Origin of the sequence: Rubinisphaera margarita (assembly GCF_022267515.1) — a bacterium.
Lineage (GTDB): Bacteria > Planctomycetota > Planctomycetia > Planctomycetales > Planctomycetaceae > Rubinisphaera > Rubinisphaera margarita.
In genome coordinates this window covers 533,845-555,256 of record NZ_JAKFGB010000014.1, presented here as the reverse complement: position 1 = coordinate 555,256, position 21,412 = coordinate 533,845, and the positions used below count along the sequence as shown (strand labels likewise).

Annotated in this window: 23 protein-coding genes and 1 tRNA gene; 17 read left to right on the top strand and 7 right to left on the bottom strand. The window is 58.0% G+C overall.

Annotation, left to right across the window (positions count from 1 at the left end; translation table 11 throughout):
* The first annotated feature begins 251 nt into the window (after nucleotides 1-251).
* The 4 genes from L1A08_RS15165 to L1A08_RS15150 all read left to right on the top strand — a co-directional run bounded on the left by L1A08_RS15165 (nucleotide 252) and on the right by L1A08_RS15150 (nucleotide 3,994).
* Complete coding sequence (locus tag L1A08_RS15165; RefSeq protein ID WP_238757287.1) at nucleotides 252-1,739, top strand: sulfatase family protein; 1,488 nt, start codon at nucleotides 252-254, stop codon at nucleotides 1,737-1,739.
* A 177-nt stretch (nucleotides 1,740-1,916) separates the two neighbouring features.
* Complete coding sequence (locus L1A08_RS15160; protein WP_238757286.1) at nucleotides 1,917-2,420, top strand: hypothetical protein; 504 nt, start codon at nucleotides 1,917-1,919, stop codon at nucleotides 2,418-2,420.
* A gap of 112 nt (nucleotides 2,421-2,532) precedes the next feature.
* Nucleotides 2,533-2,904, top strand: coding sequence for a chorismate mutase (gene aroH, locus L1A08_RS15155; protein ID WP_390896900.1), 372 nt, complete (start codon nucleotides 2,533-2,535; stop codon nucleotides 2,902-2,904).
* Between the two features lie 367 nt (nucleotides 2,905-3,271).
* A complete protein-coding gene (locus L1A08_RS15150) occupies nucleotides 3,272-3,994 on the top strand; it encodes a lysophospholipid acyltransferase family protein (RefSeq protein ID WP_238757284.1) in 723 nt (240 codons plus the stop codon).
* Between the two features lie 11 nt (nucleotides 3,995-4,005).
* On the opposite strand, the gene L1A08_RS15145 is transcribed toward L1A08_RS15150, so the two are convergent.
* Complete coding sequence (locus L1A08_RS15145; RefSeq protein ID WP_238757283.1) at nucleotides 4,006-4,608, bottom strand: glycosyltransferase family 2 protein; 603 nt, start codon at nucleotides 4,606-4,608, stop codon at nucleotides 4,006-4,008.
* Between the two features lie 231 nt (nucleotides 4,609-4,839).
* Here L1A08_RS15145 and L1A08_RS15140 point away from each other — a divergent pair, with 231 nt between their 5' ends.
* Nucleotides 4,840-6,525 carry a SpoIIE family protein phosphatase gene (locus L1A08_RS15140; protein ID WP_238757518.1) on the top strand — a complete coding sequence of 562 codons (1,686 nt, stop codon included), beginning with the start codon at nucleotides 4,840-4,842 and terminating at the stop codon, nucleotides 6,523-6,525.
* Nucleotides 6,526-6,587: 62 nt separating this feature from the next.
* Here the strand turns inward: L1A08_RS15140 and L1A08_RS15135 are convergent, their stop codons facing one another.
* Nucleotides 6,588-7,115 carry an NADPH-dependent FMN reductase gene (locus tag L1A08_RS15135; protein WP_238757282.1) on the bottom strand — a complete coding sequence of 176 codons (528 nt, stop codon included), beginning with the start codon at nucleotides 7,113-7,115 and terminating at the stop codon, nucleotides 6,588-6,590.
* Nucleotides 7,116-7,372: 257 nt separating this feature from the next.
* Here L1A08_RS15135 and L1A08_RS15130 point away from each other — a divergent pair, with 257 nt between their 5' ends.
* Genes L1A08_RS15130 through L1A08_RS15100 form a run of 7 tightly spaced genes read left to right on the top strand, consistent with a single transcriptional unit; the run spans nucleotide 7,373 to nucleotide 10,117 of the window.
* The gene (locus L1A08_RS15130) at nucleotides 7,373-7,741 is read left to right on the top strand and encodes a hypothetical protein (RefSeq protein WP_238757281.1); all 369 of its coding nucleotides are present in this window, start codon (nucleotides 7,373-7,375) and stop codon (nucleotides 7,739-7,741) included.
* A gap of 13 nt (nucleotides 7,742-7,754) precedes the next feature.
* Entirely contained in the window at nucleotides 7,755-7,988 is a 234-nt protein-coding gene (locus L1A08_RS15125; RefSeq protein WP_238757280.1) for a hypothetical protein, read from the top strand.
* Nucleotides 7,972-8,223 (top strand): hypothetical protein, encoded by a 252-nt coding sequence (locus tag L1A08_RS15120; protein ID WP_238757279.1) that lies wholly within the window; start codon nucleotides 7,972-7,974, stop codon nucleotides 8,221-8,223. Before L1A08_RS15125 ends, L1A08_RS15120 begins: the two co-directional genes overlap by 17 nt.
* Nucleotides 8,216-8,572: a hypothetical protein gene (locus L1A08_RS15115; RefSeq protein ID WP_238757278.1), complete on the top strand. Its 357-nt coding sequence runs from the start codon at nucleotides 8,216-8,218 to the stop codon at nucleotides 8,570-8,572. The genes L1A08_RS15120 and L1A08_RS15115 overlap by 8 nt, the downstream gene beginning before the upstream one ends.
* Entirely contained in the window at nucleotides 8,569-9,363 is a 795-nt protein-coding gene (locus L1A08_RS15110) for a C1 family peptidase (RefSeq protein WP_238757277.1), read from the top strand. The genes L1A08_RS15115 and L1A08_RS15110 overlap by 4 nt, the downstream gene beginning before the upstream one ends.
* A gap of 20 nt (nucleotides 9,364-9,383) precedes the next feature.
* Complete coding sequence (locus L1A08_RS15105; protein ID WP_238757276.1) at nucleotides 9,384-9,773, top strand: hypothetical protein; 390 nt, start codon at nucleotides 9,384-9,386, stop codon at nucleotides 9,771-9,773.
* Entirely contained in the window at nucleotides 9,770-10,117 is a 348-nt protein-coding gene (locus L1A08_RS15100) for a hypothetical protein (protein WP_238757275.1), read from the top strand. The genes L1A08_RS15105 and L1A08_RS15100 overlap by 4 nt, the downstream gene beginning before the upstream one ends.
* 6 nt (nucleotides 10,118-10,123) lie before the next feature.
* Here the strand turns inward: L1A08_RS15100 and L1A08_RS15095 are convergent, their stop codons facing one another.
* The gene (locus tag L1A08_RS15095) at nucleotides 10,124-12,007 is read right to left on the bottom strand and encodes an ATP-binding protein (protein ID WP_238757274.1); all 1,884 of its coding nucleotides are present in this window, start codon (nucleotides 12,005-12,007) and stop codon (nucleotides 10,124-10,126) included.
* Nucleotides 12,008-12,176: 169 nt separating this feature from the next.
* Nucleotides 12,177-12,249: transfer RNA gene (locus L1A08_RS15090), tRNA-Thr, on the bottom strand.
* 161 nt (nucleotides 12,250-12,410) lie between these two features.
* Between L1A08_RS15090 and L1A08_RS15085 the strand changes: the two genes are divergently transcribed.
* Nucleotides 12,411-13,247, top strand: a complete 837-nt coding sequence (locus tag L1A08_RS15085) for a phytanoyl-CoA dioxygenase family protein (protein ID WP_238757273.1) — start codon at nucleotides 12,411-12,413, stop codon at nucleotides 13,245-13,247.
* A 128-nt stretch (nucleotides 13,248-13,375) separates the two neighbouring features.
* Nucleotides 13,376-14,566, top strand: coding sequence for a PP2C family protein-serine/threonine phosphatase (locus tag L1A08_RS15080; RefSeq protein WP_238757272.1), 1,191 nt, complete (start codon nucleotides 13,376-13,378; stop codon nucleotides 14,564-14,566).
* Between the two features lie 147 nt (nucleotides 14,567-14,713).
* Here the strand turns inward: L1A08_RS15080 and L1A08_RS15075 are convergent, their stop codons facing one another.
* Together L1A08_RS15075 and L1A08_RS15070 are read right to left on the bottom strand one after the other, a co-directional pair.
* Nucleotides 14,714-15,799 (bottom strand): glycosyltransferase family 2 protein, encoded by a 1,086-nt coding sequence (locus L1A08_RS15075; RefSeq protein WP_238757271.1) that lies wholly within the window; start codon nucleotides 15,797-15,799, stop codon nucleotides 14,714-14,716.
* Complete coding sequence (locus L1A08_RS15070; RefSeq protein WP_238757270.1) at nucleotides 15,789-16,589, bottom strand: class I SAM-dependent methyltransferase; 801 nt, start codon at nucleotides 16,587-16,589, stop codon at nucleotides 15,789-15,791. The genes L1A08_RS15075 and L1A08_RS15070 overlap by 11 nt, the downstream gene beginning before the upstream one ends.
* A gap of 335 nt (nucleotides 16,590-16,924) precedes the next feature.
* Between L1A08_RS15070 and L1A08_RS15065 the strand changes: the two genes are divergently transcribed.
* The 3 genes from L1A08_RS15065 (at nucleotide 16,925) to folP (ending at nucleotide 20,684) form a co-directional block, all read left to right on the top strand.
* The gene (locus tag L1A08_RS15065; protein WP_238757269.1) at nucleotides 16,925-18,595 is read left to right on the top strand and encodes a hypothetical protein; all 1,671 of its coding nucleotides are present in this window, start codon (nucleotides 16,925-16,927) and stop codon (nucleotides 18,593-18,595) included.
* Between the two features lie 200 nt (nucleotides 18,596-18,795).
* Entirely contained in the window at nucleotides 18,796-19,683 is an 888-nt protein-coding gene (locus L1A08_RS15060) for a sugar transferase (RefSeq protein ID WP_315860591.1), read from the top strand.
* Nucleotides 19,684-19,817: 134 nt separating this feature from the next.
* Nucleotides 19,818-20,684, top strand: a complete 867-nt coding sequence (folP, locus tag L1A08_RS15055) for a dihydropteroate synthase (RefSeq protein WP_238757268.1) — start codon at nucleotides 19,818-19,820, stop codon at nucleotides 20,682-20,684.
* A 96-nt stretch (nucleotides 20,685-20,780) separates the two neighbouring features.
* Here folP and rdgB read toward each other — a convergent pair whose 3' ends face one another.
* Nucleotides 20,781-21,407: an RdgB/HAM1 family non-canonical purine NTP pyrophosphatase gene (gene rdgB, locus L1A08_RS15050; protein WP_238757267.1), complete on the bottom strand. Its 627-nt coding sequence runs from the start codon at nucleotides 21,405-21,407 to the stop codon at nucleotides 20,781-20,783.
* Between the last annotated feature and the right edge of the window lie 5 nt (nucleotides 21,408-21,412).

The following is a 21,412-nucleotide window of genomic DNA, read 5'->3' as shown; positions in this document are numbered from 1 at the left end:
AATTCAGCAGATCGCAACACGTTTGAGGACGTCAGCGGGTGACGGAGTCAAAAGAGGCTGCGCCATGCGGGAGTTCTCAGGAAGCACGTTCCGATCGCAATGGACGAACATGGTGCGGCCTCTTGTCGCTAACGCGACCCGGCCAGAAGGCCGGGCCACCCATTTCTCTGCGACTGGCAATCGCAACGGCAAACTTTTATTCTGGAAGACGACACCCGTTTCCTGAATCGAGACGCGAAAGGCTCCTGCTGATGCGCCATTTATATCTGCTTCTGTTCACTCTTTCTGTGTTTGCTCTGGGGGGCATTTCTTCCGTTGAGGCACAGGTTGAGAAGCCCAACGTGATCTTTATTCTGACGGACGATCAGCGGGACGACACGCTGAGCTGCGAAGGACATCCGTTTCTGAAGACGCCGCACATTGATCGGCTGGCCAATGAAGGGGTCCGGTTCGCGAATGCGTTCATCACGACCTCGCTCTGTTCGCCGAGTCGGGCGTCGTATCTGTCGGGCGTTTATGCCAACACGCATGGCGTGGTCGACAACTTCACCGATTATCCGCGGGACCTCGACAGCTTCCCGAAGCGGCTGCAGCAGGCCGGTTACAAGACAGGCTACATCGGCAAGTGGCACATGGGGGAAGATGATGACTCGAAGCGCCCCGGTTTCGATTACTGGGTGACGCACAAGGGTCAGGGGGATTACTACGACACGGAGTTCAATGTCGACGGCGATCGCAAAGTTGTGAAAGGTTACTACACGAACGTGGTGACCGACATGGCGGTCGACTGGCTGAAGAAGCAGAAGAAGGATGAGCCGTACCTGCTGATTCTGGGGCACAAGGCTCCGCACACGCCGTTCACGCCGGAGAAGAAATACGAGCACATCTTCGACGATATTGAAGTCTGCTATCCGCGGTCGGCTTTCAATCTGGAAGGGAAGCCGAAGTGGATTGAGCAGCGGCTTGATACCTGGCACGGTATTTACGGCCCGCTGTATGGATTCCGCAAGGACTTCCCGGATCGCTCGGCTGCAGCGGTTGTTGACTTCGAGAAGTTCGTGCTGAACTATCTGGCGTCGATCAAGTCGGTCGATGACAGCGTCGGCCGGATTTACGAGTTGCTGAAGCAGCGGAATGAGCTCGACAACACGGTGATCGTCTTCGCCGGTGATAACGGGATGTTCCTGGGCGAGCATGGGATGTCGGACAAACGGGCGATGCACGAGCCGAGTATTCGCGTGCCGATGATTGTCCGTTATCCGCGTCTGGCGAAGCCGGGTTCGGTGCTGACTCAACAGGTGTTGAATATCGACCTGGCCCCGAGCATCGTGGAACTCTGTTCGGCCGAACCGATGGAGAACATTCATGGGATGTCGTGGGTGCCGCTGCTCGAAGGACAGTCGCGGGACTGGCGCGATGCGTGGTACTACGAGTACAACTACGAAAAGCAGTTCCCCTACACGCCGAACGTGCGGGGCATTCGCACCGATCGCTGGAAGTACATGCGGTATCCGCATGGCGACGGCTCGGAAGACCGGCACATGGCCGAGCTGTACGATCTGAAGAACGATCCGAAAGAGTTGAACAACCTGATCAACGAGCCGGAGCACAAGGAGCTGATCGCCAAACTCCGCTCCCGCCTCGACGAACTGATCGAAGAAACGGGCGGCCGCTCCTGGGAAACGCTGCCCATGGATGAGGGCATCAAAACCGAACTGCCCGACGCCAAGATCCGGTAAAGAATCGGGGATCCGATGCCATGCCCACGCTCGCCGTGGGCTTGGTGGTTCGGGGGATAGTACCTGTTCTTCAAACTGCAGTCTCCGATGGCTTCGCCGCCCTGATCGACGAGCTATCAGGGGCACCCCGGCAAAGTCCTCTCCCCAGCATTGAGCGTGACATTCGGATGTATCCCGATGACAAAATGGCTCGGCTGTCTGCTGGTGCTCGTGCTGAGCTGGTATGCGATGGAAGCCGTGCATGAGTTGGGGCATGTGCTGCACGCCGTGGTTTCTGGCGGAACGGTGCAGTCGGTTTCGGTGCCGCTTTGGGGGATCTCGTGCACGCATGTGGAGCCGAATCCTCATCCGGCGTTCGTGGTATGGGGCGGACCGGCTTGGGGCGTGCTGCTGCCTGTTTTGCTGTGGGCCGGGGTGCGGTTGTGGAAAGCGGGATCCATCGCGGCTCGGGGGCTGATGTTCTTTGCCGGGTTCTGCTGTCTGGCGAACGGGGCCTATCTCGGGATTGGCTGGGTCGATCGCGTGGGGGATGCCGGGGATCTGCTGCGGGAAGGGGTTGCTCCGGGGTGGCTGGTGCTGTTCGGAGTGTGCAGTTCGGCTGGGGGGCTGTGGCTCTGGCATCTGCTGACACTGGAACTCCGCACCAGCAACGCCAGTGGCACCCGCGCTGTATCAAGGTGATTCTCAAGACACTGGCGTAAAAACGTGTCGGTCTGCTTTATGCGTGCGGGGAAGATCATTATGCTGGGCCTTCTACGCGGGAGAGGTCATTTTGTCATCACTTGAGGTTGATATGCGGGTAAGAGGGATTCGCGGAGCGATTTCTGCTGAGGACAATACGCGCGAGGCGATTCTGGAAGCGACGCACGTTCTGTTGAAGGAAGTTCTTTCCGCTAACCAGATCACCGAGTACGACGACGTCGTCTCGGCTGTCTTTACGACCTCGCCGGACCTGACCGCCTGCTTTCCGGCGGAGGCGGCTCGCGTGCTGGGGATGAACGAAGTCCCCCTGCTCTGTGCATCGGAAATCGCCGTTCCGGGAGCTCTGCCGAACTGCATTCGCGTGCTGCTGCACGTGAACACGACGAAATCCCAGAAGGAAATCCGGCACATCTATCTGCGGGAAGCGGCTCGATTGCGACCGGACATGACGAGTGCTCAGTGATTCTTGAGTCAGCGGGACGCCTCGCGGCGAAAACACGGCTGAGCGAGCCGGCAGTGGCCCAAGAGAGAGTTCAGCTGAGGGGGAAATGCGTGCGGCATACTTCGTAGGCCGAGCTTCCCGACTGAGATAGAACGTCGCGGGTTGATCGCCCCCTCATCCGCCCTTCGGGCACCTTCTCCCCCTGAAGGGGGCGAAGGGACAGGTCTGAGCGATCCTTGGGATGTGCCACCTTCGACTGGCAATGATCAGGCCAATCACTATTGACGGTGGCCCCCAGAACTGGTCTTAAATTCGTCTTGGTCGGTTTTTCGGCTCCTGCTAACATTCTGCCCGTTTTACCCACGGAAGGGATTGCGGAGCCGTAGCAGTGAAAATTCGAAGTCGCTTTCTGACCCTGATGGTCGCTTCTTTCTGCGTTCTGACGCTGAAGATTCTGTACGCCTCCTGTCGGATCGAACGCTGTGAGAAGATTCCCGGCACGACCCCTTATGCGGGCAACTACAAGGACCGGCCGGAGCGATTTCTCTACTGCATCTGGCACGACATCCTGCTGATGGCGATTTTCTGTGGCAAGCCGGAGCATATGTCGGCTCTGGTGAGTCGGCATCAGGATGGCAGCTATCTGGCAGATCTGCTGAAGATGGTTGGGCTCGTTCCAATTCGCGGCTCGAGCAGTCGCGGTGGTTCGCAGGCTGTGAAGAAGTGCCTGGAGGCAGCCGCGGCTTATCACATTTCGATCACGCCGGATGGGCCTCGTGGTCCGCGGCATGAGTTGAAGCCCGGCATTGTGTTTCTGGCTTCTCAGTCGGGTCGCGGCATTGTGCCGGTCACCTCGCGAGCCCGTCGATACTGGCGGATTCAGGGCAGATGGACCGATATGCTGATTCCGAAGCCGTTCACAAAGGTCGTGATCGCGACGGATGATCCGATCTTCGTGCCGCCGCATCTATCGAGCCAGCAGCTTGAACCGTACGTGAAGCAGGTCGAACAGAGTATGCACGACCTGGAAGATCGCATCGACCGGATGGTTCATCCCGAGAACTGGAGCGATACGCCGAATGCTTCCGCTCCGCTTTCACGAGCCGCCTGAAGCAGAACGTCTCAGAACGTAAGATGCCGGCCGATAATGAGCGGGACATCGTTCACGCGGGGTTGATGTTCCATCAATCGCGACAGCCAGCGGTGATCCATCCCCCGCTGCCGCGGTGCCTGATCCCAGGGGACTTTGCGGGCCAGTTCCGTGCGAACGCAGAGGCACATGGTGTCGATATCGCCGGGGCAAACCTGGCCAGTCCACTGCCGTGGTAGAGTGACGTATCGGCGATTGGTGACCGACCAGTGTTCGGTTCGGACGATCCCGATATCGAAACCGAATGCCGCCGCGTAAGCGGTTGTGAGGGCGTGCGGCTCGTAAATGTTGTCGTCGTCCCAGAAGCAGACATATTCCCCGCGAGCCTCAGCGATACCGAGATCCTTTGCGGCGACGCCGAAGCAGCCCTGATGTTCCGGCAGCTGCAGAAACCGACTCGGCACAGGTTCGACCAGTGCAGCTGCCGTCGGATCGGGGCCATCGGAAACAACGAGATGTTCGATCCGCAGGTTGCCCAGCGACTGCGACTGCAGTTGCCGCAACAGGCAGGCAAGATGCTTCGGCCGCTGCCAGGTGTTCGTGATGACGGTCAGATCGAACGATGAAGCGACCACGCGTACTCTTCCTGCATCAATATTGTTGAAACGGGTTCTACTGGAGTCGAACCGGGTGCGCGAGGGGCGATCCGCGAATCCAGCAATTGCAGAAGAGGAGCCGTCGACGGTACAATCGGGGAAGAATCGGAGGGGTTCATGAAGCGAGAATTCCATTTCGTCGAACATCTTCTTCGATTGTGCCGAGCTGACGAAGAACATCCAACAGGGGAAGACGTGGCTTTCTTGCGTGTGGTACAGGGAGGACGTCCCGGTGAATTGCATGAATTGACCGGCGAACGGATTGTTCTCGGTCGACATCCGAGCTGTGAAGTCATCCTTGATAACGCGGCGATCAGCCGGCAGCATGCGAGGCTCATCCGCCAGAATATGCACTTCATCCTGGAAGATCTGGGAAGCCGGAACGGCACGTACGTGAACGGCAAAGCGGTGACCTCGACGCGGAAAATTGCCAACCGCGACCGCATTCGCATCTGCGATATCGTGCTGGAGTACCTGGACGAGCTTCCGCTGATGGAAGCGACAGTCGCCGGCGAGCTTTCCTACAATGAATCGCTACAGCCCGATGCCGCGGGTCAGATCACAATCGACCAGGAGAACCCGGACCTGGAATCGTCCTCGTCGATTATCACCACGATCTCGGCGAAAGCGCTAGGGCATCGGCTCGATGTCCGGCCGGAAGCGAAGCTGCGAGCGATTATCGAGCTAACCCGCCTGTTCAGCCGCACCTTTCAGCTTCAAACGGTGATGAAGAAAACGCTGGAGTGTCTGTTCAGTCTGTTTCCGCAATCGGAACTCGGGCTGGTGCTGCTGCTCGACCCGCAGACAAAAGAACCGATTGTCAGGGCGGCTCGCGATCGCGATGGAGAGACGTCGCTTGATCAAAAGGTGAGTTCCACGGTGATTCGTCAGGCGCTTGACAGTCACGCGGCAATTTTGAGTGAAGATCTGGGCGACGATACGCGATTCCGCGAGAGCGAATCAGCTTCGCTGCTCGAGATTCGTTCCATTCTCTGTTCCCCGTTGACCGGCGGGGAAGGGATGTCGTTCGGAGCGATCCAGCTCACCACGAAGGATCTTCGCAAACCGTTCACTCAGGACGATCTGGATCTGTTCGTGAGCGTGACGGCTCAGGCGGCTCTGGCGATCGAGAATGCGCACATGCATTCCGAGATGGTGCACCGGCGGGAAATGGAACGGGATCTGGAAGTCGCGACGCAAATCCAGCTGGGGTTCCTGCCGAACAAGAAGCCTTCGTTTCTCGGGTACGAGTTCTGCCACTTCTATCAGGCCGCCCAGCAGGTTGGCGGCGACTACTTCGATTACGTGCGTTTCCCCGATGGTCGATTGGCGATTGCGGTCGGCGATGTTTCGGGCAAAGGAGTGCCGGCGGCGCTTTTGATGGCCCGACTCTGTTCGGCGGTGCGATATCATCTTGTGGCGCAGAAAACGCTGGGGCGGGCGTTGTCGGAATTGAACCGGGAACTGCTCGACAGTGGACTCGGTTTCCGGTTTATCACCCTGGCCGTGATCGTTCTGGAGCCGGGCAGTAATGAGATCGTCCTCGCGAATGCGGGGCATCTGCCGCCCGTGATCCACTCCGCCGAGGGAAGTGAGTGCCTTGAAGGAGACTTTGCGGGGCTTCCGCTCGGAGTGAGCCCTGAGGCGGAATACAGCCAGCGGATCATATCGCTTTCCGAAGGAACGTCGTTGCTGCTCTACACGGACGGGATTACCGAAACCGACAACGACGACGGAACACTCTATGGCCGCGAACGGCTATTGCAGGCGCGCCCCGAGAGCGGGTTCTCTGCGGAAGACCTGGTGAACTACGTTCTCAACGACACGATCGATTTCGGCGATGGTCAGCCGCAGCGCGACGATCGGTGTGTGGTTGCCGTGAAGTACACGGGGTAGTTGCTCGATCTGATGCAGGCTGTTGCCTCCGGACGGGAAAGCCCAAGCCATCTCCTGAAACGCTACGGATTCTCGCGAACCGCGGTTGAGATGCGGATCATGGTGTGTCCGAGTTCGGAGATGCGTTGCTCGATGCCTTCATCCGAAATGCGGGCCTCATCGAAGGCGGCTCCGGTCGCGTAGACAAACTTCGGCAGAATGAAGCAGCGGAAGTCGAGCATCAGACTATTGGCCAGTCCCATGATCGACATGTAGCTGCTCGTGCCGCCCGCTGCACAAAGGAAGCCGATCACTTTCTCCTGCCAGTTCTGACCGGTCAGCTCGATCAGGTTTTTCAAAGCCGAGTTGACGCCGTAGTTGTAGATCGGACAGGCGATGAGAATCCCCTCGGCTTCGAGGATCTTGGTCGCCAGTGTTTTCACATTGGGATCGCCGTAGGCCCCCTCGGCATCGCAGAAGGGGAGCGGGTAGTCGCGGAGGTTGATCAGTTCGACCTCGCGTCCGAGTGAGTGCAGGCTCCGCTCGGCGGCTTCGGCGAGCACGAGGCTTTTGCTGGTCGACTTCAGACTGCAGGCGATGACGAGATACATCTGATTGCTCCGTGGGAAATATCGTAGCCGCCTCGCTGATTGAAGGCGGTGATGAACTGTGCTTTTTCAGACGGCTGGTGTCTGAACACGATTCGACGCCTGCGGATCGGGCTCCTCAGCGGAAGGAAACCGTTCTGCGCTGTCGTCGCAGAGGATCATAGCGCACTGAGGGACCGCTCTCAAGTAGCCGTCTGGCCCTGATCAGGCGCACCGGTCGGGTGAGGGATAGAGAGCAGCCTGGGAAGGAGGGGGCGGAGATGGAGATTGATCTGAATCAGATCGGGGCATTTATCGGCGATCACGGGCTGGCGTTGTTCCTGGTAATTGGGGCGGCGCTGGTGCTGGTTTACGGACTGTGGAAACCGCCGGCCTGGATTCAGTTGCCGATTCAGCAGTGGCTGTTGAAGAAGCTGGAGGCGATCGAACGGGAAGCACAGGCGCAGGAGTTGATTGCCGACTCAACCCGGGCGATCTCGCGAACAGCCGAGGAGATCCGCGAGGCGTTGCGGACACAGGAACGGCGTATTGAAGAGATCGCCCATCATACCGGCCGCGGGTCGCAGTGGCTGGATGACTGGGGAGAGTTCGTGCGAGAGATGTTTCAGCGACAGTTTGAACAGCAATGAAGAAGGGAACCGAATGTTGTACAGCAAGGGAAGTTCAAGAGCTTACGAGTTGGACCAGAACGATGTCTGGAACGTTGTTGTGACGTCGGGGTTGTCGGCCCTGATCGTCTTCGTGGGGAATCTGGCCGGGGCGTTGCCGAGTCTGGAAACCGAGAACGGAGCAATCTCGCTGATCCTGACCGGGGTCATCGGGCCGGCTCTGGTCACTCTCAAAGACTGGCTGAGTGATCATGCTGCCGGTCGCTAGGGGAATGGGAACGATTATGTATGCCGCCTTGGGGCTGCTGGCCGGCATGGCTTACGAACGGAGCGGGCTGCACTGGATGACGCTGCTGTATCTTGGCCTGCTGACAGGCTTGCCGGTGATGTTCTGGGTGGCGAGTTCGATTCAGCAAACCGTGCGAGGCTGGCTACTCACCCGGTTGAATCAGCTGCTCGATGAACTGGCCGAACAGCGGCGGAAGGAGAATGGAAATGCGTAGAAGTCGACTGCTGTCGCTGTGGCTTGTCCTGGCGGCTGGCTGCCTTCCGCCGGTTGAACGTGACGATGCGGATCGGAAACCGGCGGACCCGAAAGAGGCCGTGATTCGAGAGGTGTTCGATGTGTATCAACGGGAGTTGAGAGCGTTGCTGCTGGATGTGTCGGCGAAGCTGGAAACCGGGGAACTGAGTACAGAGCTCGAGACGAACCGCTTCATTCAGGAGCAGTCGCGGCTGGTTCGCGAAGAGGCGTTTCAACTCCTGAACGAAGACGCAGCTCAACTCGGGGGTGAAGGCTGGTCGCCGGAGCGGGCGGCGGCGTACTGGAAGAAGCAGGGGGAAGCATTGTGAGTGAAGGTTCTGTGGGACGGGCACTGGGCTGGCGGGCGGATCGGGAAGACAGGAGCTTCCTGTATGGACGGTCGAGTCGCTTTGAATATCTGCCGATGTCGCAGCTGCCGGAGCAGGTCGATCCTCGAGGAAAGATCGGCGTGAAGGATCAGGGACAGGTGGGCGCGTGCAGCGGATTCTCGCGGTCTTACTGCATGGAGGCGCTATCGAACGGGATTGGCGGCGAAGGGATTCAGTTCTCGCCGATGTTCGCCTATCTGTCGGGACAGAAAGAGGACAACCTGCTCGGCGGTGACAGCGGGGCGACCATCAGCGGCGGAATCAAGGCGTCGCGGAAGTACGGAAACTGTCCCGATGCTCTGTTCCCGTTTCCGGGGCGCTATGTCACACGCATTCCTGATGAGTGCTGGCCGGCGGCGGAAAAGCATCAGCTGCTGGCTCATGCACCGGTTTCTTCGGCTGAGGAATGTCGCCAGGCGATCGGTTCCGGGTATCCGGTTTATCTCGGAATCATGTGGGACCGATCGATGGATGCCCCGGTGATCGATCAGTATCGCGTCGGCGGTGGCGGGGGCGGCCATGCGATCTGTCTGCTGGGTTACGAAGGTGACTATCTGCTGATGCTCAACAGCTGGGGAGCGGGCTGGGGAGATCAGGGCTGGGCCCGCTGGCACATGCGGGCGGTCGATTCGATGATCCGCTCGTCCTTCTCGGAGTTCTTTGTCGTCTCAGAAATCGAACAGCCGCACCCGCGGACGTGGAACTACGAGTCCATGCCGCTTCTGGGCTGAATGAAGGAAGGACCAGAACGATGAGAAGGATGTTGATCATCACCTGCCTGCTGTCCGGGAGCGGACAAGGCTTCACAGCTGAGGCCCGACCGTCCGGGCAGGTGGTGATGCGGACGGCGGAGAACTGCCCGGCCTGCCGGCGGTTTGAAGCCGAGGTGATTCCCCGATTGATCGCCTCGGGATGGCACGTCGGATCAGCGGCGGAGAACCATCTGCGGATCGAGCAGGTTCGGACAGGGATCGTGCCGGAGTTCGTTGTCTATCGCGAGGGAGAAGTCGTCTCGCGGTGGACCGGATTTCTGTCGCATCAACAATTCATTGCGTGGATGAACCGGTGCTTTCCGGCTCCGCCAGCCAAGCTGGTTGACAGGAATTTGTGGAATTATGAGCAGGAGAGTTTGCTTCAATGACGCAGGTCTCTCGAAAGGCGTTCGGAAAGCTGTTGGCCGATGCCCAGACTCGGGTTCGCCGCTGGAATGTCGCCGCCGAGGATCTGGAGAAACTGGTCGGCCTGGCGGTGCGGATCCATCTGGAAACCCCCCGGGGGAATCGCCGTCAGCTTCGCAGGCGGCTCTTGGAGCAGCAGCGGCGGTATCGCCTGTTCCCGGGGTTGGGAGAACTGATTCTGCAGGCGATCGTCAGCCGGATTGTTTCCCTCATCCTCGAATGGATGCTGGATGAGCTGCAGCGGGAATTTCTGCTGACGGTAACTCGCGACCCTTGGATACTGCCTGAGCTTCGTGATACGCCGTAATGCAGCCTACGCTCCACTGTCGGTCGTGTCGGGAACATTCGAGACGAGCCATCGTTGCCCCGCTTGCGTAGTGTAGTAAGCAAGCGTCGGACTCAATCGATTCCCATTGATTGCCAAAAGGTCATCGCGAAGCAGGTCAGCGATGATAACAGTTCGAAGAAACTCTTGGTCTCGCTTAACGTAGGCACTGATGGCAAACGGCTGAAGAGCGCGCCAGTCACATAAGGAGAGAATGATCCACGTCAAATGAACCCGGGACGAACGATCCCGTAAAAGATCGATCTGCCGCTGGATGTACGGTGGTGGATCTGGTAGATCAAGCACATCGATCGGCGTCGTATTGGCGTCGGGTGATGGAGTAATCGATGTCCCCAGACACGAATCGCGAGACCAACCATGACTGCATGGGTAAAGCATAGCATCAGAGGGTGAAAAATATTTCCCTGTCGATCTCTGATGTCGAACAAGTAGACCTTTGGACTCGAGTCTTCCGAGGCGTTCAAGCGACTCTTTTTCCGTACAGAGGTAAATACTCCTGACGCTCATTGAGGCAATCCCATTGAGTTCTCTTATTATGACGAGAAGATCGCGGTCCTTGTCACTTAATTCGAGAGGAGAAAACTGGTCGATCCAAGCGTCGTTCTCCTTTGAATGCAGACTACGTAATATTAGAGTTGCCGTGAACTTGGAGTTTATCGCATCATTCAAAAAAACGGGCGGAGGAAACCCAAACTGATTCATCTTACGTCGAAGAGTGCCGATACCGGAAGCTTTGTTTTCTGCCAGACCGAGGTCGTGTAGATAGCTCGCAATACGAGGATTCCTATTCCTGGAGACGTTATTTCCAAGCTGATCAATTTCAACTAAGGATGTTCCAGGATTCTGTACTTCGATTCGGTTGTCATAACACACAATTCGAATCTGGCTCTGTTCCCGGTACGACCGATGCATGATTGCGTTAACAATCACTTCACGTATTATTCGACCTTGTACCTTAGGTACGTCCTGCCGAATTAGTCCGTTGTGGGACGTTACTGGAAATCTCGGCATGTACGATATCAGGGTGTTGGCAACATCATGCACCAACTTTTGAAGTGTCTCCCGAAACTCGAAGGTCTCGTGAAAGTCTTCTTGCCCCGGATCAGGTATCCATTGACAACCGGGAACACGGACAATGTCGACACGCGCAAAAGGGAAATGCTCTCTCAGGGAATTAGTGCCTCCGAATGCTAGTATACCAAACCGAGTTGGCACGGTTTTCCCGCCCGCTTCCCTCGCAGCCCCCAATCCCTTGATGAGTTCTAAGTCGGGCATCCCTGCCACATCCGAAAAAGGATCTCGTTCCATCTTGGCCGAAGTGTACCGACGGATCGCGGACGTCTCCAACTCGCTCATCGACGCATCCGGCAGGATCTGGTAATCGAACTGAGTTTCGATAACGGGTTCTTTTTGGTCCTCAAGTTGATCGACACCGAATCCTTTTTCATCTGCGGCACCGACTCGAATGTAAACTCCATCCGGATAGCCTCTCCGCTTAATGAATAAGTGGCGGGGCTGTGGGGGCCGCTGACGAACTTCGACAACGACGACACATTTTCCTTGGACGATTTCCGGTCTCATTTGCACGGTAATCGCACTGTCAAATGTCGTTTTGCAACAAGACGCAATCTGCTGCTGTATCGCGTCAGCATCATCTACGCCGACTGCTTTGTAGAACAGTGAGTTCTTCTCTTTCGCGACACCGAGAATTAGAATCCCGCCTTGGGTATTAGCGAAGGCGCAGATGGTCTCGGGCAGTGCGTCCCCGATTGCTTTGGAGGCAGTTTTTGCTTCAAGCGTAACGTGTTCGCCAACTGCATTCAGTTGTTCAATGATTTCTTCTGCCGTCAATTGAACGTGCCTCCGCATTCTGGGGAATGTGCAACGTTACAGATCATAACTCAAAGCGTGGCGTTCGACGACGGAATTCGAAATTATCGCGCGCGCGGCGATCCTGGCGACAAACAACGAAAAAGCCCGCAGCAGAGGGGAAACCTGACTGCTGCGGGCTTTTTTCGAGAGCCGCCGATGTGACTCGAACACACGACCCATGCTTTACGAAAGCATTGCTCTACCAACTGAGCTACGGCGGCGATGTGTGGAAAGTGTATTCACGACGCGGTGAAATGCAAGTTCAATGGCCGCGACGGGCTTCGAACTCGCTGTATTGTCGGCCGCGTGGCGGGTAAAATCATGGAAATTCACTTCTCCTGAACGAGTTGCCGCGTTCCAGATGCTCCAGAGGGATCACGAAATGCAGAATCCATCGTATAAAATTGTCCCCGACCAGGCCGAACTCGATTCGATTGAACGGGATCTGAAATTCTATCCGAGCCCGGCCGAATCGCCCAAAACGCTGACGTCCGAACAGGTCGAACACTACAACCGCGAAGGGTATATCCGCCCGATTTCGATCTACAGCAAGTCGGAAATCGACGAGATTCGAAGCTACTTCGACAAGTTGCTCGACAACGTGATGAAGGAGGGGGGCGACAGCTACTCGATCAGCTCGGCTCACCTGAAATACGGCCCGGTCTGGGACATGATGCACGACAGGCGGATCATTGACTGCGTGGCCGATCTGCTCGGCGACGATGTCATCGGCTGGGGCTCCCACTTCTTCTGCAAGATGCCCCATGACGGCAAACAGGTCGCCTGGCACCAGGATTCGAGCTACTGGCCACTCACGCCGAGTAAGGCCCTCACGGTCTGGCTGGCGATCGACGATGTCGACGCTGAGAATGGACCGATGAAGTTCATCGCCGGTTCGCATCATTTTGGGCATATGACCTACCGTCCGAGTGATTCGCACGAACACAATGTGCTGAACCAGACAATCGACAATCCTGAACAATACGGGACAGTTGTGGAGAATCATCTGCAGGCCGGACAGATCTCGATGCACTCCGATCTGCTGCTACATGGTTCGGACGCGAACGATTCGGACCGCCGCCGGTGTGCATTGACGATTCGCTACGCCGCCGCCGAAGTTCGGGCCCATCTGGGCTGGAATGGTAAGGGCGTGCTGGTTCGTGGTCAGGACCGTACCGGTCACTGGGCGAACAATCCGCGGCCCGAGCGGGAGATTTAACGGCCGGAACCATCAAATTCGACCCACCGACACATAAAAGTGTCTGGATGCTTGCGAAAAGGAGGGGGGAGTCATCAGAATTGGCGCTACCTATCACTTTTATCATTTCTTAATGAAGCGGGTTCTCTATGCGGGTCTTGGTGGGATGGGATGATACGGACGAAGCGGAACTGCTGAGTCTGTATCTGAACGTTGATGACACGGATGTTGTGGTGGAAACATGCTGGGACCGTTTTCTGGAGCAGGCCCAGACCGGCGGGAACTGGGATGCGTTCCTGATTCAGACCAGTTCTCCTGATTCCGACACGGCGTTTCATTATTTCCAGGAACTCCGAAAGGTCTCGGCCGATCACCCTGTCGTGGGAGCGGCGAACCAGGAGGATGTCTATCGGATCGCACGGTTCCTGACTTCCGGCATGCGGAGCTACGTGCTTCGCGATCCGAATAAGGACTACATGTTCCTGCTTCATTCGGCGCTGCAAAGCGGAATTGATGCCGTTCGAGCTGAGCGGGAACGGATGATCGCGATCAAGCTGCGGCAGGAGGTCGATGCCGTCCGCAAGCTGCAGGAATCAATTATCCCCCGGCTGCTCAATGTGCCGGAAGGATATGCGATCACCGGACGATATGAGTCGTCGGAAATCAGCGTGATGGGCGGGCTTCCCGTGACGATGGCCGGGGGCGACTATTACAACGCGCTCTCCCTGCCGGATGGCACGATCGCGCTGCTGGTCGGCGATGCTTCGGGCCATGGGATGAAGGCGTGCATGTCGATCATGACGCTGCACACGCTCATCCAGATGTTCCCTTCCAAGCGTTACCGCAACCCGGCGGTGTTCGTGCGCGATATCAACGACAATCTCTGCCGGCAGGCGGTCGTCAACGACGACGGTGGCTTCATCACGCTGTTGTACGGCATTCTCGATCCGCAGGAGCATACGTTCGAATGGGCGGCAGCCGGCCATCCGTTGCCTATTATTCAGTGTCTGAAGTCCGGTGAGATCGAAGAACGAGGCTCCACCGATTTTGTCGGCATGCCACTCGGCATCTGGGATGAAGCCGAGTACGAAAGCCAGAAAATCGAACTGCCGGAAGCATGTCGTATGACCCTCTACACCGACGGTCTGGCGGAAGCCTTCGACGACGGTCAGAAGACGCTGTGTGAGTTCGGCGTCAAGGGGATTAAGCGGATTCTCGGCGAGACGTCTGATCGGACACTGGACGAGACACTGGCCGCGCTGTTCGATGCGAGCCATGCTCATACCCGCGGTCTGGGGCGGCACGATGATACGAGCGTGTTGCTGGTGCAGCGGGATTGAAGGCTGATCCGTCGTCGTTGTTGTGATCGCACTGCTGGGCAAGCCAGCAGTGGCACCCTGATTTCGCTTCCCCGTTGAGTTTCACGTCGATTGACGAGCATGCCCACGCGAGCGTGGGTATAGAACCTCGCACTGTGATGCACAGGTCTACTTCTGTGGAACCGGGGCGTCGACGCGCTGGATGTTGCGAAGGTCGCCCCAGTTCTGGGCGACCCATTCGAGGAGTTCGGTTTCCGGGGAGTTGTCGAGCGTGATCGGCCGGGGGTGTTCACGGGCAACCGGCCTGGAATTGCAGCGGTCAATGATGTACGTGGGTCGGGCACGGACCTGGTCGTAGATTCGAGCCGCGTATTCGCCGAGAATGGCGATGCCGATCGCGTTGATGGCTCCGAACAGCGAGACGATCATCGTGGTCGATGTCCAGCCGGGGATGGCCAGGCCGGTAATCATTTTGTGATACAGCGAGAAGCCGGCCATCGCGAAGCAGACCAGAAACGAGATGGCTCCGATCGCGTAGAACATCGACAGCGGCACGTGCGAGAAGGAGAAGATCGCCGTCTTGGCAAGACGGAAGAGTCCTTTGAGCGAGACACGCGGCGTTTCGTCGTACCGGGCGGCTCGTTCCACAACGACGCCGATCTGCCGATAGCCGGCCCAGCTGCGGAGGCCGGGCAGATACCGATCGCATTCCGGGAGCCGATTGATCGTGTCCACGACCGCTCGATCCATCAGGCTGAAGTTCCCGGCGTCGAGCGGAATGCGGACATTGGAGACCGCATTCAACACACGATAGAACGAGTTGAACAGGAACTGCTTCCAGAGCTGTTCTTTCCGTTTGGTGCGAACAGCGTAAACGATGTCGTATCCCCGCTGCCATGTCTGCAGAAACTCGGCCAGCGCGTTCGGGTCGTCCTGAAGATCGGAATCCATCAGAATGACCGCGTCCCCTTTGGCCTGCGCCATCCCCGCCTGCACGGCGGCCTGATGTCCGAAGTTGCGAGAGAGATGAACCGCCGTGACGCCTTCCTGGGTCGAACTGATCTGATCGAGAAGTTCGCCGCTGCCGTCGCTGGAGCCATCGTTCACAAAGATAATCTCGTAGTTCCATCCGCCCTGTTGCAGGACGTCGGAGATACGCTCGACCAGCGTTTCGAGAACATCGCGTTCATTGAAGACCGGCAGGACAACGGAAATGTGAGCCGTGTCGGGCGATCGCAGGGGCTCAGTGACCATGAGATCCCCTTTCGACCGAGGAGATGGACCGGGACAGGTTCCGATTCACGTCGGCGGGAATGGCACGTTTCGAGAACACACCCGCGACTGAGAGGCCACAGGGGATGTTCACAAAACGACTGCAGGCCCGCTCGAACGAGGCACAGCCGAGCAGCAACTGATTCACTAAGGGACTGACGCGGGGAAACTCGGCCGACTTTCGTTGCGGGCAGAGCTTCTGCCAGGTGCGGACGCCGACGGCGGCTGGGAGTGTGAATGAATTCCAGTGGGTCAACTGCAGTGTCTGAAACCCGGCGGCGACGGTCTGCTGTTCCAGACGACGGCTTGTATAGCGGCGATAGTGCCCGAGTGCCTCATCCCAGGTTCCGAAGAGCCATTGATAGGCCGGCACGGTCAACAACAGTTTGCCTTCCGGTTTCAGCACGCGGGCCGCGTGTTCGAGCACGGCGATCGGGTCTTCGACATGTTCGATTACGTCGAGCAGAACGACCGCATCCGCCGAGTCAGCTTCGAACGGCCAGGGCTGTCCCAGATCGTGAACGTGAACATCTTCAATGCCCCGCTCTTTGCCGTAAGCAACCGCCTCGGGCATGATGTCGAGCCCGGCGACGTCGTAGCCCCGGTCCTGAAAGGCCAGCAGATTCCCCGCGGAACCGATGCCGCCTTCAATCACGCGAGCCGGAGCGGGAACATGTTCCTGCAACCAGTGGGTGACAAGCTCGCGTTTGGCGATGTGCCACCAGTAGGTCTGCTCCAGTTCCGAGAGCTCGTGCAGATGAGCTACTTCCATGAGTCGATCAATCCTCAATGACTGCGAGATTCCTCCGTGTTGCGAAAAGGCAACGCGTCCTCAACCGATAGCTCAGGTTTCCGTGAGCCGCGGGAGAGAACCGGAGGAAAGACGGAAGACCGGCGTTGTTCCTGAAACATCTGCGGGTTCTGCCGATCATGAGGATCGGGCGACTCGAAGGTACAGTTTTGGACCTTAAGAAACTTCGACCGCGGTTCCGTCCACGTGACAAATCGTGAGCTATGTTCGAGTGTTGTCTTTCCGCAACCTGTCTAATTGTACCATGAGGCGTTGATGTGAAATCGAACATACGCTCATACGGGTTGGTTCCCTGGATGCTGTTGGGATTGCTGTTGATTGTCAGCGTACCGCTGATGCTCTGCATGCCCCTCACTGCGGATCCGGCCCTTTACGACCTTCAGGCCGAAACCGTCCTCGAAGGCGGGGTTCTGTATCGGGATATCGTCGAGCCCAATCTGCCGGGGATTGTCTGGGCACACATTGCCGTGCGCAGTCTGTTCGGCTGGTCGGAGTACGCGCTGAAAAGCGTCGACCTGGCCATCGTCGGCCTGATCTCGCTCATTCTCTGTCTGTGGTACCGATCGGACTCCCGAACCGGTTCGGGTCCTCCGATGTCTGAACGGGCCTTTGTCGCCCTGATGCTGCTCTGGTTCTATTTCGGCACCTCAGAATGGTGCCACTGCCAGCGCGACACCTGGATGTTTTTGCCGGCTCTCCTGGCTCTGCTGCTGAGACGACGTCAGATCGAACGGCAACAGGACCCGACGGCTTCGGCAGCTTCCATCTTTGGGTGGGGCTTCCTCGAAGGTCTAATCTGGGCGGTCGGATTCTGGATCAAGCCATTTATCGCCATCCCCGCCCTCGCAGCGATTGTGCTCGGATGGATTCTCGTCCGGGACCGATCCCGGATTCTCACGGACATCACCGGAGTTGTGTCGGGCGGCCTGCTGATCGGCGGTCTGGGAACGGGCTGGTTGATCACGTCGGGCACATGGCCCCACTTCTGGGAGATGGCGATCGAATGGAATCCGACGTACTTTGAAGTTGGCCGGGAACGTTGGACATGGGATCGGCTCTGGAGACAGCAGCTGCGGTTCTATCCGTTCACGCTGGCCCATCTGATCGCCCTGCCGGTCGCGGTTGTGGCCTTGATCAACTGTCGCCGTCCTTCAGACGAGAAAGATCGCCTTAGCGATTCCCTGCTGGCAGCCGTCTACCTGGGCTGGTTGTTTCAGACCTTCTTTCTGCAACATCTGTTCGACTATATCCACGTGCCTGAAGTGATGCTGGCTCTGACCCTCGCCATCCGGGCGGTCAGTGGCAGTCTCGACTTCCGGATCGTATCGCAGAACCAGTTCAACACCGGCACCTGCATGCGGGCTCCGCTGGCGGGGATTTGTGTGCTGCTCGCGTTGGCGTTCAGTCCGGCGACGGACTGGAGCCGGCTCCAGCACTGGCAGGCTTGCCTGAGTGAAGGCAGCACGCCGGCTGTGAAGACGGGCCTGCAGCATTTTCCGCTGCCCGACTGGAATGAACTCCAACCGGCTCTCGACTTCCTGAGTCAACAGGAGTTGAAAGACGGCGAACTGACAGTGCACAACGTCTATGTCGTCCATGCCTATCGAGAACTCGACCTGAGGCCTTCCACTCGGTTTGTCTATCTCGATGTCCTGACGCGGGTTTTCCGTGATCATCAGGAGGAGATTGTCGAAAGCCTGGACCGTTCCGGACATCGATTCATTCTCAGCAGTCTGCTCGAGAACGGAATGACGCCGGAACAGTATGCGGATCGAACGGCTGCCCATGCCCTGCCGGACACCTTCCCCCGAGAACATCTCGAAGAGTTTCCCTACCAGCATCCGGTGGTCTTCCGCAGTGGACAGTACGTCATACACGAAGTGAACGGTTCGGCCGCTCCATTGAATCCGGCGTTCTCTCCGCTCGCCTCGATCTCGCGACAGCCGAGTGGACAAGCCGTTGAGTGAACAAACCGTTGCAACCGTTAGAACCATTTGAATCCGGACAAACTGCCCGACGTTCCTGAAGTCCTCATCTGTTCCTGAGGATGGGGATTGACAGCACACAGGCGCGCCCCGTTACCGTGGATTCCCGTTCCACTATCAGAAGTCGCTGACCAGTTGAACCAACGCTCCTTCTCGCGAGCTACAAACGACGAAAAATCATCATGAGCAATGTCACCCTGGAGCCTAAGCATCCCGGCGAGATGATCGTTCCCGTCTATCGGCAGGAACAGGAACTCGGAGACATCGTCGCTTACAGCCACGGAGATGCCTCGAACTGCGACTTCGAATCGATCGAAGCGAAATGGGTCAGCCAGCTGCACTTGTCGCTGCCGCGTGAAAACGTTCATTGTCTGTCGCTGCGAACACGTCTGGCCAAGCGAAGTCTGGATCTCCTCGTGGCGAGCACACTGCTCGTCCTGCTGGCTCCCGTCATGTTGCTGACCGCGATCGCCGTCAAACTGACTTCCCCCGGCCCCGCCATCTTTCGGCAGAAGCGTGTCGGGCTCAACCTCCGGAAGAACCGCCCGGATCGTCGGCAGCTGGAACTGGGCCCACCGTCCGAACTTGGCGAACGCCGCACATCCGACTCCGATCGCCGCACCAAAGCGAAATACGGGCGGGAGTTCACGCTCTACAAGTTCCGAACGATGCGAACGGACGCCGAAAAGCACGGGGCTCAGTTTGCTCAGAAGAACGATCCCCGCGTCACGTCTCTCGGACGCTTCATGCGTAAAACCCGGCTCGATGAACTGCCGCAGTTACTGAACGTGATTCGCGGCGAGATGTCGATGGTCGGTCCCCGTCCGGAACGGCCGGAGTTCATCGCTGGCCTGTCAGAAGAGATTCCGAACTACGTTCAGCGACTGGGACTCAAGCCCGGTCTGACGGGCCTGGCTCAGATCGAGAACGGTTACGATAACAACACCGAAAGCTTTCGCCGCAAGGTCGTCTACGATCTCCTCTATCTCCAGAACTGCTGCTTCTGGAACGATATCAAGATTCTGTTCCGCACAATTCGCGTCGTCATGACCGGCAGCGGAGCGCTTTAGATCTTGACGTTCGCGGCGCCTTTCCGTCCGACCGATCAGACTGGCTCATCGTCGATCTTCTTCGAGTTTCGATGGCATCCCATTCCGGCAGGTTCTATAACAGATCTTTCGATCTGTACTGCCGAGGACTCGCCGTGACTGCTGATTCGACCGCTCCCCTGCTCGCCTGGAAATTCGGACGCCGCGATTACCAGCTCGGACACGAACCGCTCATCATGGGCATCGTGAACGTGACGCCGGACAGTTTTTCCGATGGCGGTCACTTTCAACAGACCGATGCAGCCGTCGCACACGCTCTGCGACTGGTCGGCGACGGAGCCGACATTCTCGACATTGGGGGCGAGTCAACAAGGCCTCGAGCAGAGCCGGTTACCGTTGACGACGAACTGGCTCGCGTCGTTCCGGTCATCGAACGCCTTGCCGGACAGATTTCGATTCCGATCTCGATCGACACGACCAAAGCCGAAGTCGCTCGGCAAAGCCTCGCTGCCGGAGCGGAGATCGTGAACGATATTTCCGGCCTGACCTTCGATGCCGACATGCCGGGCGTCTGCAGCGATTCCGGTGCGGGGGTCGTCTGCATGCATATTCAGGGCACGCCCCAGACGATGCAGGACAATCCGCACTATGAAGACTGCGTCGCCGAGATCGACGACTGGCTGCAGGATCGTCTCGCCACGTTGCGACAACAGGGCATTCCTTCGGAACGCGTTGTACTCGACCCCGGTATCGGCTTCGGAAAAACTGCTCAGCACAATCTGGAGATTCTCTCTTCGATCGCAGCCATCCGTAGCAAAGGGCGCCCCGTCCTGATTGGCCACTCCCGCAAAAGCTTCCTGAAGAAGCTGCTCCATCGCGAGATGGAAGAACGGCTCGCAGGCACCCTCGGCGTTTCCATCGCCCTGGCCGAGCAACACACCGACATCCTTCGCGTGCACGACGTCGCCTCGGTGAAAGATGCCCTGCTCGCCTGGCAGACGATCCGCGACGCCGTGAAGTAGACCGGCCGGTCACCAGGCTGGGAGAGACGAAGCCGCATTTGATGATGCACGTCCATTCGTCGCGATACGCCTGCTGACGATCTCAGCCTGCGAAACTTACTTCGACGCGCGAATCTCGTCCAGCAGCGGCAAAAGCCCCGGGACGAATTCATGGAAGGCGCGGGCGCGGTGGCTGATGCATTTCTTCACGATCGGGGAGAGTTCACCGAACGTCTTCCCGTACTCGCGGATCAGAAAATAGGGATCGTAGCCGAAGCCGTTAGTGCCTCGGGCTTCCCGGATGATCAGACCGTTGCAGTAGCGTTCGACGTGAAGACGCACGGCTCCCGTCGGATCGGCCAGCGCGACATGGCACGTGTAATGGGCTCCCCGTTTGGAATCGGGCACGTCTTTCAACTGCTGCTGCAGATGCTCGTTGTTCGAGGCATCGGTCGCCCCTTCTCCACTGTAGCGGGCGGAATAAATCCCGGGAGCCCCCTTCAGGGCGTCAACCGAAAGTCCACTGTCTTCACCGATGGCCCAGTGCCCGGTTTGCCGGGCGACCTGTGATGCCTTCTTCTCGGCGTTCGCTTGGAAACTGTCTCCGTCTTCCTCCACTTCCGTGGCGGACGGAAACTCGGAAACCGGACGAACAGAAACGCCGACTTCCTGCAGCAGAACTTCAATCTCGGCCGCCTTCTTGGCATTGCGGCTCGCCAGCACGATTACGGGCTGCTCCGTCACGACTG